The organism is Sulfitobacter pontiacus (assembly GCF_040790665.1).
Classification (GTDB): domain Bacteria; phylum Pseudomonadota; class Alphaproteobacteria; order Rhodobacterales; family Rhodobacteraceae; genus Sulfitobacter; species Sulfitobacter pontiacus.
The window spans coordinates 2,951,862-2,965,411 of the sequence record NZ_CP160849.1; the positions used below are offsets into that span (position 1 = coordinate 2,951,862).

General features: G+C 61.2%; 15 protein-coding genes and 1 tRNA gene. 9 read left to right on the plus strand and 7 right to left on the minus strand.

What is annotated here, in order from left to right; genetic code table 11:
• Window positions 1-67: 67 nt before the first annotated feature.
• Together AB1495_RS14575 and AB1495_RS14580 are read right to left on the minus strand one after the other, a co-directional pair.
• Window positions 68-748 carry a hypothetical protein gene (locus AB1495_RS14575; RefSeq protein ID WP_074634828.1) on the minus strand — a complete coding sequence of 227 codons (681 nt, stop codon included), beginning with the start codon at window positions 746-748 and terminating at the stop codon, window positions 68-70.
• A gap of 333 nt (window positions 749-1,081) precedes the next feature.
• Entirely contained in the window at window positions 1,082-2,227 is a 1,146-nt protein-coding gene (locus AB1495_RS14580; RefSeq protein WP_074634827.1) for an anhydro-N-acetylmuramic acid kinase, read from the minus strand.
• A 65-nt stretch (window positions 2,228-2,292) separates the two neighbouring features.
• On the opposite strand from AB1495_RS14580, the gene tyrS reads away from it, so the two are divergent.
• On the plus strand, window positions 2,293-3,543 hold the full coding sequence (tyrS, locus tag AB1495_RS14585) for a tyrosine--tRNA ligase (RefSeq protein ID WP_074634826.1): 1,251 nt from the start codon (window positions 2,293-2,295) through the stop codon (window positions 3,541-3,543).
• Between the two features lie 41 nt (window positions 3,544-3,584).
• Here tyrS and AB1495_RS14590 read toward each other — a convergent pair whose 3' ends face one another.
• The 3 genes from AB1495_RS14590 to AB1495_RS14600 all read right to left on the minus strand — a co-directional run bounded on the left by AB1495_RS14590 (window position 3,585) and on the right by AB1495_RS14600 (window position 6,704).
• Entirely contained in the window at window positions 3,585-5,396 is a 1,812-nt protein-coding gene (locus AB1495_RS14590; protein WP_074634825.1) for an ABC-F family ATP-binding cassette domain-containing protein, read from the minus strand.
• Window positions 5,397-5,480: 84 nt separating this feature from the next.
• Window positions 5,481-6,230 carry a GNAT family N-acetyltransferase gene (locus AB1495_RS14595; protein ID WP_244268832.1) on the minus strand — a complete coding sequence of 250 codons (750 nt, stop codon included), beginning with the start codon at window positions 6,228-6,230 and terminating at the stop codon, window positions 5,481-5,483.
• Between the two features lie 9 nt (window positions 6,231-6,239).
• Complete coding sequence (locus tag AB1495_RS14600) at window positions 6,240-6,704, minus strand: outer membrane protein assembly factor BamE (protein ID WP_005853789.1); 465 nt, start codon at window positions 6,702-6,704, stop codon at window positions 6,240-6,242.
• A 91-nt stretch (window positions 6,705-6,795) separates the two neighbouring features.
• Here AB1495_RS14600 and AB1495_RS14605 point away from each other — a divergent pair, with 91 nt between their 5' ends.
• The 8 genes from AB1495_RS14605 (at window position 6,796) to AB1495_RS14640 (ending at window position 12,544) form a co-directional block, all read left to right on the plus strand.
• Window positions 6,796-7,350: a DUF177 domain-containing protein gene (locus AB1495_RS14605; RefSeq protein WP_074634824.1), complete on the plus strand. Its 555-nt coding sequence runs from the start codon at window positions 6,796-6,798 to the stop codon at window positions 7,348-7,350.
• Between the two features lie 195 nt (window positions 7,351-7,545).
• Entirely contained in the window at window positions 7,546-7,752 is a 207-nt protein-coding gene (rpmF, locus tag AB1495_RS14610; protein WP_005853791.1) for a 50S ribosomal protein L32, read from the plus strand.
• Between the two features lie 42 nt (window positions 7,753-7,794).
• Window positions 7,795-8,871 (plus strand): phosphate acyltransferase PlsX, encoded by a 1,077-nt coding sequence (plsX, locus tag AB1495_RS14615; RefSeq protein WP_037953718.1) that lies wholly within the window; start codon window positions 7,795-7,797, stop codon window positions 8,869-8,871.
• Window positions 8,868-9,839 carry a beta-ketoacyl-ACP synthase III gene (locus AB1495_RS14620; protein WP_037944395.1) on the plus strand — a complete coding sequence of 324 codons (972 nt, stop codon included), beginning with the start codon at window positions 8,868-8,870 and terminating at the stop codon, window positions 9,837-9,839. Before plsX ends, AB1495_RS14620 begins: the two co-directional genes overlap by 4 nt.
• Before the next feature lie 97 nt (window positions 9,840-9,936).
• Window positions 9,937-10,239, plus strand: a complete 303-nt coding sequence (ihfA, locus tag AB1495_RS14625; protein ID WP_005853794.1) for an integration host factor subunit alpha — start codon at window positions 9,937-9,939, stop codon at window positions 10,237-10,239.
• Between the two features lie 4 nt (window positions 10,240-10,243).
• Entirely contained in the window at window positions 10,244-11,254 is a 1,011-nt protein-coding gene (locus AB1495_RS14630; RefSeq protein WP_074634823.1) for a MerR family transcriptional regulator, read from the plus strand.
• A 69-nt stretch (window positions 11,255-11,323) separates the two neighbouring features.
• Window positions 11,324-11,400: transfer RNA gene (locus AB1495_RS14635), tRNA-Pro, on the plus strand.
• Between the two features lie 64 nt (window positions 11,401-11,464).
• A complete protein-coding gene (locus tag AB1495_RS14640; protein ID WP_074634822.1) occupies window positions 11,465-12,544 on the plus strand; it encodes a 2'-deoxycytidine 5'-triphosphate deaminase in 1,080 nt (359 codons plus the stop codon).
• Between the two features lie 25 nt (window positions 12,545-12,569).
• On the opposite strand, the gene AB1495_RS14645 is transcribed toward AB1495_RS14640, so the two are convergent.
• Both AB1495_RS14645 and scpB read right to left on the minus strand, forming a co-directional pair.
• Window positions 12,570-12,812, minus strand: a complete 243-nt coding sequence (locus tag AB1495_RS14645) for a hypothetical protein (protein WP_037953720.1) — start codon at window positions 12,810-12,812, stop codon at window positions 12,570-12,572.
• Window positions 12,813-12,895: 83 nt separating this feature from the next.
• Window positions 12,896-13,549, minus strand: a complete 654-nt coding sequence (gene scpB / locus AB1495_RS14650; protein WP_074634821.1) for an SMC-Scp complex subunit ScpB — start codon at window positions 13,547-13,549, stop codon at window positions 12,896-12,898.
• Window position 13,550 lies beyond the last annotated feature (1 nt).

The following is a 13,550-nucleotide window of genomic DNA, read 5'->3' on the forward strand; positions in this document are numbered from 1 at the left end:
GCCCGAAGATACGAAAGCGCGCCGATCAAGGCGCGCTTTTTTTATGCTTGCAGTATCGCGTCCGGCGTCAGCTTTGGATCTGACGCAACAGGCTCGACCTGGTAAAGCCCACACGTATCATGTCCGTGTCGCTTTTCAGCATCGGCATCTTGATCTGGATCGTCCGCGGCTGCGCGCCAAAGGCCACGTTCATCCGGATGGTGGCCACGAATTTGCCTTGCGTCGACGGGCGCACGTCTTCGATCATACCCACGACCTCGCGGTCGGTGGTCATGACCGTAGCGCCCAATGCCGCCGTGATCGGGACAGAGGCCGCGGCGCGGGTCACATCGCCGCTGACACTGCGCGATACCGCGGCAGTCGTGCTGCCGGTCGTTCCGCTGTTGTCGGTCGTCGTGCCGCCACCGCTGTTGGACCCGCCAGTGCTGCCGACACCCACGCCAACGCCCGCGACGGAACCCCCGCCAACCGAGGCCCCGACACCAGCGCCCACGCCGCCGACAGAGGCGCCAGCGCCCGCATCAGCAACCGAACCGCCACCGACAGAGGCTCCCGCCCCCGCGCCGACGCTGCCTGCGCCCACACCAACACCGACATCCGCGGCGGACCCGTGGCCGACACTGGCCCCTACGCCCGCGCCAATACCGCCCACGCTGGCACCGACGCCGACATCCAGCGCAAAGGCCGACGTGGCGATGAATACCGTTGCAACCGAAGTTGCGGCGTTTTTAAGAAACATACTCGTCATGGTCATTCTCCTTTTGAAAAGGAACGGCGCAAGTAAAGCCCCCACTTTCTGCGCCACCGTTCTGAGGTAGCACAATTCAAGGTAGAACCACCCCGATCCCAAGCAAGGAAACAGACTGTTTACGGAACGCCGCTATGCAAGCGAGCAACAGCCCTTTGCCGCGTGGAAAACCCGCGGCGCACAGCTAACCTATTCGGGAAAAACGAAGATTACGCACGACCATAGCGCGAAAAGCAAACGGGCGACTCACGCCACAACACGTCCTGTCCAGCGAAAAACGCAGGTCACAAGGGCGACGATACGCTGGCGCGCCACCCATCAAAGGGCCTTATTCTAAACGCTGATCGCCTCGGTCGGCATGCTGACGGTGCCGCCCCCGACCGCAGCCCGCACCCCAGTGGTGCCGGGGCAAGAGGTCGGCAGCCCGCGCGCCACCCGCACGGCAAGATATCCGAAGGCTTGCGCCTCCAGCATATCACCGTCGAGCCCGATCTCTTCAATCGGCATGACCGGACAATCCAGACTGACACTGAGCATCTTCATCAACACAGGGTTGTGCCGCCCGCCCCCGGTGACCAACACACGATCGGGCAAACGCGGACAATGCTGCATTGCTTCGGCCACGCCAGCGGCACACATGGCCGTCAGCGTCGCGGCGGCGTCGGCGTCCGACAGTTCGGTCACCAGCGCGACCATCTCGTCAAAATCGTTCCGGTCCAGCGACTTGGGGGGCATCCGTGCGAAATAGGGCTCGGCCAGAAACAGCTCAAGCGCGCCGGCCTCGACCTGCCCGCGCGACGCGGTCTTGCCGCCCTCGTCAAAGGGCAACCCCAGACGCGCCTGCAACAGATCGTTGATGGGCGCATTGGCGGGCCCCGTGTCGAAAGCCAGCAGCGCCCCCTCCGCCTCGGGCAAGGGGATCGCCGGATCCACCCAGGTCAGGTTGCCCACCCCGCCAAGATTCAAAAAGGCCACCGGCCCCGTCAGCCCGGCATAGCGGGCGCAGGCGTGGTGAAAGAACGGGGCCAGCGGTGCGCCCTCTCCGCCCAGATGTACATCGGCGCTGCGGAAATCCCACACGACGGGCAGCCCCAGATGATCCGCCAGCGCTGCACCGTCGCCCACCTGCAACGTCCCCTGCATGCGCGGCGCATGGGCCAGCGTCTGTCCGTGAAAGCCGATCAGATCGACATCGGTATACGCCCCAAGGGCATCGATATGCGCCGCCTCGACCACCTGCGTCGCCGCCGCCACCTCTGGCCCTGACCATTTGCCGAAACCGGCCGCGATGGTGCGGCGCTCCTCGGCTGAATAGCTGCGGTAGCTCGACGTGCCGAAGCCCATGATATCGCGGCCGTCCGTCTCGATCACCGCAACGTCCACACCGTCGAGCGAGGTGCCGCTCATCGCGCCTGCGGCCCGCAACGGGCCTGTTTTAGCGATCCGTGTCGGGGTTCTTGCCCCTTGGGCCTTATTCATGGCCTTTTCCTTTGTCTGCTCAGCACCTATAGAGTGCACCACCACCCAAGCTGAGGGCAAGCACCATGACATACCACCCCAAATCCGATTTCATCCGCATCATGATGGAGCGCGGCTTTCTCGCCGATTGTACGGACTATCAGGGCCTTGATGACGCGCTTATCAACGGGGCTGTGCCTGCCTATATCGGCTATGACGCGACAGCGAAATCCCTTCATGTGGGGCATCTGATGAATATCATGGTGCTGCGCTGGTTGCAGAAATGCGGCGGCAAACCGATCACCCTAATGGGCGGCGGCACCACCAAAGTGGGCGACCCGTCCTTCCGGTCGGATGAACGCCCCCTGCTCGACAATGCCGCCATCGACGCCAATATCGCCGGCATGCAGCAGGTGTTCGAGAAATACCTGTCCTACGGTGACGGCGACAGTGACGCGATCATGCTGAACAATGCCGAATGGCTGGACAATCTGAACTACCTCGAATTCCTGCGCGACATCGGGCGGCATTTCAGCGTGAACCGGATGCTGTCGTTCGAAAGCGTCAAATCCCGTCTTGATCGGGAACAGTCGCTGTCCTTCCTCGAATTCAACTACATGATCCTGCAGGCCTATGACTTCCTTGAACTCAACCGCCGCTATGGCTGTTTGCTGCAGATGGGCGGCTCGGATCAATGGGGTAATATCGTCAACGGGATCGACCTGACCCGCCGCGTGCTGGATCAAGAGATTTTCGGCCTCACCACGCCTTTGCTCACCACCAGCGACGGCCGCAAAATGGGCAAATCCCAAGGCGGCGCGATCTGGCTGAACGGGGACATGCTGTCGCCTTACGAGTTCTGGCAGTTCTGGCGCAACACCACCGATGCGGACACGGGCAAGTTCCTCAAGATCTTCACCGAACTACCGGTCGAGGAATGCGACCGTCTGGGCGCACTGGAAGGCTCCGACATCAACGCGGCCAAGATCATCCTCGCGAACGAGGTCACGACCCTGCTGCACGGTGCCGAAGCGGCAAAGAACGCCGAAGCCACGGCACGCGAAGTGTTCGAAAAAGGCGGTGTCGGCGATGACCTACCCACCCTGACGCTCAGCGCGGCGGATATCGGCGACGGCATTTCTATCGTGCAGTTGATCGTGAAATCCGGTCTGGCCGGTTCGGGCAAAGAGGCAAAGCGTCTGATCACCGAAAACGGTGCCCGCTATAATGACGAACCGCTGACAGACGCAGGCCTGATGGTCGATGCCGCCACGCTGGCCACACCGATCAAGCTGAGCGCGGGCAAGAAACGCCACGCGCTGGTACAACTGGGCTAAGCCCCCGCAGTATGAGAGGGGGGCGGGTCGCCCTGCCCCCTTCAGCTTTCGGCTTTTTCTTCCAGCATCAGCCACTCGGCCTCTGCGTCCTGCAGCTTTTCATTCCGCTCGACCAAGGCATCGGTCGCTTTCTGGAATTTCACCGGATTGTCGGAATAGAGCGTCGGGTCGCTCATCAACTCTTCCAGTTTCGCGATTTCAGCTTCCAGTCGCGCAATCTCGGCAGGCAGCGCCTCAAGCCGGTGCTTTTCGGTAAAGCTCAGTCCCGATTGCTGCGCCGCTTTGGGCTTTTCGGATTTCGCCCCGGGCTTTGATTTGACAACAACGCTTTGGTCAAAATCATCCTGCTGGCGCTGCGCCAGATAATCCGTCCAACCGCCCGCATAGACAGTCGCCTTGCCGTCACCTTCCATCGCGATGGTGGTCGCGGCAACACGGTCAAGGAAGTCACGGTCGTGGCTGACCAGCAGCACGGTGCCGTCATAGGTCGACAGCAGCTCCTGCATCAGATCAAGGGTTTCGACATCCAGATCGTTGGTCGGTTCGTCAAGCACCAAGAGGTTGCTGGAGCGCGCCATGATCTTGGCCAGCAGCAACCGCGCCTTTTCACCCCCCGACAAGGACCGCACGGGCGCACGGGCCTGCCCCTCGTCGAAGAGGAATTCTTTCAGGTACCCAACCACGTGTTTCGGCTGCCCACGCACCAGAATCTGGTCCGCCTTGCCCGATACACGCATTTCCGGATCCCCGGTCAGACTGTCCCACAGCGACATATCGCCATCAAGCTGCGCGCGCGCCTGGTCGAACAGCGCGATCTCAAGGTTGGTACCCTGTTTGATCTCGCCCCCGTCGGGCTGTTCTTTCCCGATCAGCATATTCAGCAACGTCGTCTTGCCCACACCATTCGGCCCGACCAAGGCGATCCGATCCCCCCGCTGGATGGTGATGTCAAAGGGGCGTAGAATCGTCTTGTCGCCAAAGGCTTTGGTGATGCCCATAGCCTCGACCACCTTGCGGCCCGACTTCGGACCCGCTTCCAGCGCCATGGCGGCGGTGCCCTGACGTTTGATCTGGCTGGCGCGTTCGGCCCGCAGGTCTTGCAGGGCACGCACACGGCCCTGGTTGCGCTTGCGCCGCGCCGAAATGCCTTCGACAGCCCACCGTGCCTCCGCCTTGATCTTGCGGTTCAGCTTGTGGCGCTGCATGTCCTCTTCTTCCCACATCTGGTCGCGCCAGGCTTCAAACCCGCCAAAGCCGATGTCCTGCCGACGCACAACACCGCGGTCGACCCAGAGCGTCGCACGGGTCAACTCGCGCAGGAACGCCCTATCGTGAGAGATAATCACAAAAGCGGCCCGCGTCGCTTTCAGCTCGTCTTCAAGCCAGCGGATCGCTTCGATATCCAGGTGGTTCGTCGGCTCGTCCAGCAACATCAGCTCGGGCTCAGAGGCCATCAGACGCGCCAATGCCGCGCGGCGACGTTCCCCACCCGACGCGGTGCTGACAGGGCGCGCGGGGTCGAACTTCAGCCCCTCTCCGGCGCGTTCGACCTTGTACATCTCTGACGGGTCCAGTCCATGGGCCGCGAAGTCGCCCAAAGTCTCGAAACCGGTCAGATCCGGGTCTTGCTCCATATAGCCCACCGAAACGCCGGGCCCGACGATCACGTCGCCGCTGTCGGCCTCGACCAATCCGGCCATAACCTTCATCAAAGTGGATTTACCTGACCCGTTCCGGCCTACCAGCGCCAGTCGGTCGCCGGATTGAACCACAAGGGACATGTCTTCGAATACGGGATCGCCGCCGAATGTCAGCGAGATCTCGTTAACTTGTAAAAGGGGTGCGCGTGCCATGACAGCCAGCTAGCGCCGCGCCGCGTCAGCGTCAATGACCCCTCTTCCAAATGGGCTAAAATCCTCGCCGAAGGCATGAAACTCTTAGGTGGCACCGCGCAGCAGGCGCTTACGCCCCTCGGGGATCGCCGCGATTTCAAGGCCGGTAAATACATGCAGCGTGTTCATCTGGTGGTCGATCACCGCATGATCGCTCACCCAGCCCCCCATCATCAGATAGCTCCGCAGCAGCGGCGGCAGCATTTGTAGCGCGGCTTTCTCGGCCGGTTTATCCAACGTCCGTTCCACAAAGCCCACCGTATCGGGGGCCTTGACCTGCGGCTGCCAGTGCAGTGGCGCAAGGTGGCGGCTGTGCAAAAGCGCCATGACATCGCTATAGGGTGCCGGATCGGTACCCTTGAAGGAGGTGCACCCAAAGAGCAACGCGACCCTATGGGCATCCACAAACTGCGCCAGCGCGGCCCAGGCCATGCGCACGACATCCGGGTCTGTGACCCCCGGGGCCAGACAGAACCGCCCCAGCTCCATCATCGCGCCGGGGAAATATGCAAGCTTGGTCAGATCGTAGAATTGCGCGGCATAGCTTTGATCCAGCGACGCGCCCTCCATCAGCCCGATCCGGTAGCAGCACAGCAGGTCACCGCTGCCTTGATGTCGCACGAGGATATGATGTTTTTGCGCATCAAACCCGTCGATATCGCGCGGCTGAACCAGCCCAAAGGCCCGCGCGCGCAAGGCTTGCGCGGCGTCGATATCCTCAGGCGTGGTGGCACAATAGGCGCGGTACGGACCGCGTAAAAGCGGCTTGATCACAGCACCCTGTGGCACCGTCACGGGCCTGCCCTAGCCAGCCAGCGCCGCAGGGTTGAAGCGGCCAATGTTGCCCAGAAGCTGGCGGATAAAGGATTTATCCGAGATCGGCGAACTGGTGACGCGGCGGTCAAGGGTGACGACATTGCCACGCTCCAGCCCGAACCGTTCGACGTTCTGCACCACCCCGTTGCTGTCAAAGCTGACAGCGACAACTTCGCGCTCTGTCTCGCGCGGGGCCATGAACCACATCGCCTGACGGCGCGACCGCACATAGTAATACCCCGAATTGGTCAGCAACCCTGCCGACGCGGGCACGCCCACGGTTTCGGCCACGGTGTCGCGAGTGTCCTGGCCCACGGTGATCTTCTCAAGATCCTCTTGCGGCGGGATATAGCCGTGGTTGGAGTATTGCGGGGAGCAGGCCCCAAGCGTCAGACCAGCAGCGAGAACTGTGGCGGTCAGCAGTGTCTTTTTGACATGGCGGTCGATACGCATTCTTGGTGCCCTCTTGCCCTTGGGGATCATGGCTTTTATCTCGCATACACTAAGCACGCCCCATGGTTCAAGAAACGAAAGTACCCCTAACATGTCTCGCACGCCCCCAAGCCCCACAGCATTGCGCGTCGCAGAGCTGTCGCAGAATGCGCAAACCCCTTTCTCCCTGCGTCCCGACGCCGACAGCTTGCGGATGATCGCAGAAGAACTTGATCTTTCAGCATTACGTAAACTTTCATTCGAAGGGCGTCTCAAGGCGCTTGGTCGCAGTGATTGGGAGCTCAAGGCGCGTCTGGGGGCCACTGTGGTGCAGCCCTGCGTGGTGACGCTGGAGCCGGTACAGACGCGGATCGACGTCGATGTCACACGGCTTTTCGTGCAGGATTACGAAGAACCCGAGGAAGCCGAGGTCGAGATGCCCGAGGATGATCGCACCGAACCGCTTGGCGCGTGGATTGATCCCGCGGCCATCATGATCGAAGCGCTGGCGCTTGAGATTCCCGAATACCCCCGCGCCGACGGGGCCGAACTGGGGCAAGCGGTCTATACCAAACCCGGCGACACCCCGATGACCGACGAAGACGCCCGCCCCTTTGCGGGGCTGGCCGGCCTGAAGAACCAGCTTAAGGACGATACCACCGAATAACCCTGCCGGTTTGGGTGAAAAAAGGGTTGCTTCGGCGGGTTTTCGCAGTATTTTGCGCCCTTCACCCCAATTAAGGTTGGACATCGGATAGGCTTCGGCCTAAACGCACGTCACGCCCAAACCGGGAGTTGATCTGAAACACGGTCGTCTTTGGCAGGAAGCCGATGAACGACCCCGAAGGCAAAGGCACCAGACATGGCTGTCCAACAGAATAAAGTTTCCAAATCGCGTCGCAACAACCGCCGCGCACACGATTCGCTGACTGCAGCGAACCCGAACGAATGCTCCAACTGTGGTGAGCTGAAGCGCCCGCACCACGTTTGCGCAGCATGCGGTCACTATGACGACAACGAAGTTGTTTCTCTGAACGAAGAGATCGACCTCGACGAAGACGCGGCGTAAGCTCGTCACGTCAACCGCAGTTCATAAGAGGCATCGCACCAGATGACGGCCACGTCCGATCAGCCTAGCGCGAGAACTCAGCGCACCCTTATCTCAGTTGATGCGATGGGGGGCGATCAGGGCCCGGCAATCGTTGTTGCCGGGTGCTCTGCGTCCGCGCTAAAGAATCCCGATATCAGCTTTATCCTGCACGGCCCTGCCGAAACGCTGGAACCGCTGGTGGCAAAGCGGCCCGAACTGAAAGGGCGCTGCACCATTCGGGATGCCCAAGGGGTTGTCACAATGGATGACAAGCCCAGTAATGTCGTGCGCAATGGCAAGGGCACATCGATGTGGTCCGCCATCGAATCCGTGCGCGACAACGAAGCCTCGGTCGCGGTCAGCTGCGGGAACACCGGCGCGCTGATGGCGCTGTCGATGATCCGCCTAAAAAAGCTGCCGGGTGTGAACCGCCCTGCCATCGCCGTGCTCTATCCCTCCACCAACCCTCAGGGCTTTAACGTTCTGCTGGATGTGGGTGCGGATGTGCGTGCGGATGCCGATGACCTGCTGCGCTATGCGCTGATGGGCAAATCCTACGCCCGCAACGGCATGGACATCGAACGCCCGCGCATCGGGTTGCTGAATGTCGGCACCGAAGAACACAAAGGCCGGACCGAACTGAAAGAAGCCCACGAGTTGATTCGCGACGCCGCGGATGACGCGGGTTTTGAATTTGTCGGTTTCGTCGAAGGCGGCGATATCTCGGGTGATGTCGCAGATGTGATCGTCACCGATGGATTTACAGGTAATATTGCGATCAAGACCGGTGAAGGCACCGCGACGCTGATCGGCAATGGCCTGCGCCAAGCGTTCAAGAATTCGATCTGGTCCCGCGCGGCATCGCTGCTGGCCTATACCTCGCTGCGCCGCGTCAGCAAACGGTTTGACCCGCGCCGTGTGAACGGCGGTGTGTTTTTGGGGTTGAACGGCACGGTCGTTAAATCACACGGTGCCGCTGACGCGACGGGGGTTTCCTCGGCGATCAAACTGGCCGCGCGATTAGCGGAGAGTGAATTTACAAATCGGTTGGCTGCGCGTGTTGCTGCAGCAAAGCCGACGAAAGAGACCGAAGAATGACAAAAAGAGCCGTCGTAATTGGTGCCGGACACTACCTTCCGGAACGCATTGTCGAAAACGCAGAGTTTGAAGGCAAGATCGACACCAGTGACGAATGGATCCGGTCACGCTCCGGCATTGAACGGCGTCACTTTGTCGGCGAAGGCGAAACCACGTCGACCATGGCCACCGCAGCCGCCAAGGCCGCGTTGGCCGACGCGGGCAAGACAGCCGCCGATGTGGATGCGGTGATTGTCGCCACCTCTACCCCCGATCTGACTTTCCCCTCCGCCGCAACGATGGTGCAGGCGCAGCTTGAGATGGAGCGCGGCTTTGCCTTTGATGTACAGGCTGTGTGCGCGGGCTTTGTCTATGCGCTGGCCAATGCCAACGCGCTGATCGTCTCGGGTCAGGCTGACCGCGTGCTGGTCATCGGCTCCGAGACGTTCTCGAAAATCATGGACTGGACCGACCGCAGCACCAGCGTGTTGTTCGGTGACGGTGCGGGCGCGATCCTGCTTGAAGCGCAAGACGGCGACGGCACCGCAGCCGACCGCGGTATCCTCTCCACCGATCTGAATTCGGACGGGCGCTACAAAGACTTGCTGTATGTCGACGGTGGCATAAGCACGGGCACGACCGGCTATCTGCGCATGCAGGGGAATCAGGTCTTCCGTCACGCGGTCGAAAAGCTCGCCGCGTCGGCAAACACAGCGATGGACCGTGCCGGTGTCAGCGCCGAGGACGTCGACTGGATCGTCCCGCATCAGGCGAATATCCGTATTATTCAAGGCACTGCCAAAAAGCTGAACCTGTCGATGGATAACGTCGTCGTGACGGTTCAGGACCACGGCAACACCTCTGCCGCGTCGATTCCGCTGGCCCTTTCCGTCGGGCAAGAGCGCGGCCAGATCAAGAAAGGCGACCTGCTGGTCACCGAGGCGATCGGCGGCGGGCTGGCCTGGGGCGCGATCGTTCTGCGCTGGTAAGCGGCTTTTCTTCGCGCGAACAGCACGTTACGCCCCATAGTTGTTGACTTGCGGAAAAATCACAGCCTATGCTGCTTAAAACACATGGGGGGAAGATATGGCCGACAAAACGTTGACCCGGATGGATTTGAGCGAAGCAGTCTTTCGTGAAGTAGGTCTTTCCCGCAATGAAAGCGCACAGCTGGTCGAAGCGGTGCTTGAACATATGTCCGACGCGCTGGTCAAAGGCGAACAGGTCAAGATTTCATCTTTCGGCACTTTTTCGGTGCGCGACAAGTCGGCCCGCGTGGGCCGGAACCCCAAAACCGGCGAAGAGGTCCCGATTAACCCGCGCCGCGTGCTCACATTCCGCCCGTCCCATCTGATGAAGGACCGGGTTGCAGACGGGAACAAGCGATAACCTAATGCCCAAGTCTCCGGACGCATTCAGAACCATCTCCGAAGTTGCAGAATGGCTTGAAATTCAGGCACATGTCCTGCGTTTCTGGGAAAGCAAGTTCACGCAAGTCAAACCGATCAAACGCGCAGGCGGGCGGCGATATTATCGCCCCAACGATATGCTGCTGCTTGGCGGTATCAAACGCTTGCTGCATGAAGACGGGCTGACGATCAAAGGCGTCCAGAAGGTATTGCGCGAAGAAGGCATGGGCCATGTCGCGGCCCTGTCTGCGCCTCTTGACGGGGTCACGCAGGATGATCTGGATGCGGGTGGCGACACGATCGACATGACCCCCGCGCCGATGCACGAGGATGCAGAACAGACCCACGAGGGTGTTGTCCTCCCGTTCGAGCAACGCGGGAGCAAAGCGGCCAAGCCAGCCCCTGTCGAAGCGCCCGAAACACACGCAGAAACCACTTCGAAGCCCGAGGTGTCGGCAGAGGATACCCCCCCCCTGCCTACCGACGAACCGACCCTCGACGCGACAGAGGCGGAGCCGGAAGAGACCACCGTCGCCCCCGCTGATACCTCTGCGGAGGACGGTGCTACCCTGCCCGGCTTCCTGCGCCACCCGATGACCGACGCACCGGTGCCGCCAAGCGATAACACGCCGGACGAAGCCCCTGACGCTGCGCAAACACGCACCCCGGATCAGGACGCGCCCGCGCCGACCATCGACAGCACGCCAGAGGCAGCGCCGGAAGACAGCACCGCCGAAGCGCGGAACGTCGAAATGCCAGAGATCAACGCCGCACCGGAAGACCCTGTTGTTGCAAGTCCCAAGCCGCGTGTGATCGATCTGCCGCCTCTGACGGCAGAAGAAGACTTCCCCGCCAAACCCTCTGTGCTTTCTGCTGCATTGCTGTGCCGCGATCTGCCCGAGGATTCGGCCCGCGATATCGCCCCTTTGCTGAGCCGTTTGGGCGAACTGCGCGATTCCATTCGGGCCGATGTGGTCCGCGGCACAAAAGTCTAAGCCGCGCGTGCGATTTGCGACAATTCCCCCTTGCACGCACGGTTTTATCAGGTATGAAACGCCTCATGTCGGGCTATGGCGCAGCCTGGTAGCGCGTCCGTCTGGGGGACGGAAGGTCGCAGGTTCGAGTCCTGCTAGCCCGACCAACCGACATACAACAAACGCCCGTACCCTAATGGGTGCGGGTGTTTGCATTTGAAAGGCCCGGATATGATCGGCGTAGTTCCCAACCAGCATATCACCGACATGATCGCTTCGGGTCAGATCATCGGCACACCGCCTGTCGACAGTGCCCAGATCCAGCCTGCGAGCCTAGATCTTCGTCTAGGAACAGTGGCTTACCGCGTGCGTGCGTCTTTTCTTGCGGGGCATGGGGCAAAGGTCGCCGACCGTCTGGAAGAGTTCGAGATGCACCGCGTCGACCTGACGAATGGGGCGGTGCTGGAAAAGGGCTGCGTCTACGTTGTCCCGCTGATGGAAAGCCTCGCCCTGCCCCAAGGCACCTCAGCGGCGGCGAATGCCAAAAGCTCCACCGGGCGGCTGGACCTGCTCACGCGCACCATCACCGACGGCGGGACCGAATTTGATCGCATCGCGCCGGGCTATACCGGCCCGCTTTACGCAGAGATTTGTCCGCGCTCTTTTTCGGTGCTCGTACGTCCGGGCATGCGGCTGAACCAGATCCGTTTTTCCACCGGTGCCGCCACGCTTGACGATGCCGCGCTGCGTGCATTGCACGCCGACAGCCCGCTGGTGGACGGCGAGGCCGTGATCGATGATGGTCTGGGATTCTCGGTCGATCTGCGCCTGCCTGACACCACGCTGGTCGGCTACCGCGCCAAGCCGCATACGGGTGTGATCGATCTGGACAAGATCGGCCATTATGACCCCGCGCAGTACTGGGAAGAGGTCCACAGCGACAACGGTCAGATCATCCTCGACCCCGGTGCGTTCTACATTCTGGTCAGCCGCGAAGCCGTGACCATCCCGCCCGAATATGCCGCTGAAATGGCCCCCTATCTGGCGATGGTGGGCGAATTCCGCGTGCATTACGCAGGTTTCTTTGACCCCGGTTTCGGCCATGCCTCTGCAGGGGGTGCGGGATCACGCGGCGTGCTTGAAGTGCGCTGCCACGAGGCCCCTTTCGTGCTGGAGCATGGTCAGGTTGTCGGACGGTTGGTCTATGAGAAAATGACCGACGTACCGACCCAGCTTTACGGGTCGGGCATCGCGTCGAACTATCAGGGTCAGGGTCTCAAGCTCAGCAAGCATTTCAGCGCGCCGCGCTAAGCTTCGCAGCGCCTGATCACGCGGGTTAGAAACGCGTCAGCTTGCGCATGTTCTTGACCATATTGCGCGCCTGTTTGCCCTGCTCGCGGCTGCTTCTGTCACGACGGGCCATTTCCTCGGCGCTTGGTTGGACAGGATTACCGTCACGGTCCACTGACGCCCGACGCCCCTTGCCCAGTTTTGATGCCTGATCAAAGCCGATATCCACGCCTTTGTTGATCAAACGCCCCATCACGCGACGCATGATCATATTGATTATCTGGTTCATGTCCTGACCTCTTTACCGCGCGTTAAACTGTGTCTGAGGTCAATATAGCACCTATTGCGGCGATTTTCAGGCCGCCTGCGGGATTAATCCTCGAACAGCTCGCTCTGGCCTTCGGTCGCTTCTGGCTCTTCTTCGCTGTCGACACCGGGCATCTCGCCAAAGGCGGGGCGGCTTTCCAGCAATCCGGCAGAGCGGAGCTCTTTCAACCCCGGCAGGTCGCGGGGGCTTTCCAGCCCGAAGTGGGCCAGAAATTCCTGTGTTACGACAAAGGTCACCGGACGACCGGGGGTCATTTTGCGGCGGCCAAAGCGAATCCAGTCCAGCTCAAGCAGCTGATCCAGCGTGCCGCGCGATACGGATACGCCGCGGATCTCTTCGATCTCGGCGCGGGTGGCGGGCTGGTGGTAGGCGATGATCGCCAAGGTCTCGATCGCGGCGCGCGACAGTTTGCGCGTCTCTACCGTTTCGTGCTGCATGAGATACCCCAGATCCGCCGCCGTGCGCATGGCGTAGGCATCCCCGATGCGGCACAGCTCGACACCGCGGCCGGTGTAGCGTTTGCGCAGATGCACCATCGCTTCGGCAGGGTCACAGCCATGCGGCAGACGCGCCGCGATCTCGCGCAGGGTCATCGGCTCTGCGGTGGCGAAAAGGATCGCTTCGATCATGCGCTCCTGTTCGGCCAATGGCGGGGCCTCGAACAGGCTTTCTTCTGTGTGTTCAACGGGTTCGGCCACG